Origin of the sequence: Streptomyces sp. 150FB (assembly GCF_000818195.1) — a bacterium.
Classification (GTDB): domain Bacteria; phylum Actinomycetota; class Actinomycetes; order Streptomycetales; family Streptomycetaceae; genus Streptomyces.
On record NZ_JTHL01000001.1, the window covers coordinates 4,964,097 to 4,965,166 of the forward strand.

The 1,070-nt window shown below is 69.9% G+C and carries 1 tRNA gene and 1 pseudogene; both read right to left on the reverse strand.

The window, feature by feature from the left end:
- Nucleotides 1-473 precede the first annotated feature (473 nt).
- A tRNA-Glu gene (locus tag QR77_RS21190) sits at nucleotides 474-546 on the reverse strand.
- Nucleotides 547-626: 80 nt separating this feature from the next.
- A pseudogene (locus tag QR77_RS48900) lies at nucleotides 627-1,070 on the reverse strand (hypothetical protein); the annotation flags it as partial.

Genomic DNA, 1,070 nt, shown 5'->3' on the forward strand with positions numbered 1-1,070 from the left:
TGTGATTTACGGCGTCGTGACCGCGGTCGTGTTGCCTGAGGCGGTCGTGCGCCACAAATCTCACGTTAGTGTCCGGACACGTACCTCCTACGACCCCGTCCCCCTCCGTCGCCCGTGGCTGCCCGTGCCGGCTCGTCCGGGGCAGTCAGTGCGGGGTTCCCGCAGGCGACCCCCGGCTACCACCGCGACCGACGCCGTCAGGAGCTAGGCGCGCCCGATACCGCCGACGAGCGGGGCTAGTTGTCGCAGTGTCAGGTTCGGCCGTCGTCAAGCCGGACCGGCTTCTGGGTCGGCCTCGGAGCGCACGATCCGGCACGGATGTTCCTCAGGCCCCTCACGTGGGTACGGCCTGGGCGGTCCGCGTTGTCCTCGATCGCATGAACCGAGTACAACGCCAGACCGTCACGCGACGACTCCGAGTAAGTCACTGAATACTCGGAGTCGATTTTTGTCCGAATGTGCACATATATATGTGCCCCCAACGGGATTCGAACCCGTGCTACCGCCTTGAAAGGGCGGCGTCCTGGGCCACTAGACGATGAGGGCTAAGGGCCCGCCTGGGCGCTTGGCAGCGCGTCGCGGGCGTGAGCAGCATATGGGATGGGCGGAGGTATCGCCAAAACGGTTTACGGGGTGGGGGAGCGCTGCTCCGGGCGGGTGGTCGTGGGCGGGGCCGGTGTGCCGCCCGGTGGGGTCGGGGCCGGGGAGCCCGTGCCCGGTGGGCCGGTCTCCGGGGCGGTCGCCTCCTCCGGGATGTGGCGGCTGACTTCGGCCGTTGTCAGGCCGAGGCCGCCGAGGGTGATCTCGTCCCACGCCTGGAGCCGCTTGGTCGTGCGGTCCAGGTAGAGCACGGAGGCGCGCACCTTCTCCGGGCTGTCGTTCTGTACGGCGCGCAGCCCGCCGCCGCCCGTCGAGCCCTCGACCTTCAGCCGCGTCCCGCCCGGCAGTACCTCCGTCTCGCGGTGGTGGACATGCCCCGCCAGTACGAGCGGGACCAGGCCGTCCGTCTCCTTGGCCGCCACCGGCTCGTGCGTGACCGCGATGTCCGCGGGACGGCCCGCCAGCGCCTG